At 47.4% G+C, this 521-nt stretch carries 1 protein-coding gene; it reads left to right on the plus strand.

The annotated features are described in order from the left end of the window. Window positions 1–521: cadherin-like domain-containing protein (locus tag AB4167_RS21880; RefSeq protein ID WP_170963351.1), on the plus strand; the 521-nt coding region annotated here is incomplete at both ends.

A 521-nucleotide genomic window follows, 5' to 3' on the forward strand; every position in this document is an offset into this window, starting at 1 on the left:
AGCTTCGATATCTCAGATGGCACCAATACCGTTCAAGCTTCAGCAGACCTGACGGTTAACCCAGTAAATGATTTACCTGTTCCACAAGACCAACAATTCAGTGTTGAAGAAGACGGCACGTTAATCTTCACTGATGCAGACCTATTAACAGGCGCAACGGACATTGAAGGTGACAACCTTACTATTGAAAGTGTGACCTACGACGGTGGCGACGGTATTCTTACCGACAACGGTAATGGCACATACACCTTCGCACCGAATGAAAACTTCAATGGTGACGTAAACTTCGGCTTCGATGTGTCAGATGGCACCGATACGGTCTCTGCCAACATCGATGTGAGTGTTACAGCGGTTGATGATGCGCCAGTGTCTGGTGACTTAGCGTACTCAATCGATGAAGACGGTTCTATCCGTTTAAGCCAAGAGCAATTGCTATCGCAAGCGTCAGATGTTGAAGGTGATGACCTGACAGCTAGCGACCTTACGGTTGGTGGAGATGCAACGGTTGTAGCTAATGATGA

Origin of the sequence: Vibrio sp. 10N.286.49.E11 (assembly GCF_041469505.1) — a bacterium.
In the GTDB taxonomy this organism is placed as follows: Bacteria; Pseudomonadota; Gammaproteobacteria; order Enterobacterales; family Vibrionaceae; genus Vibrio; species Vibrio crassostreae_C.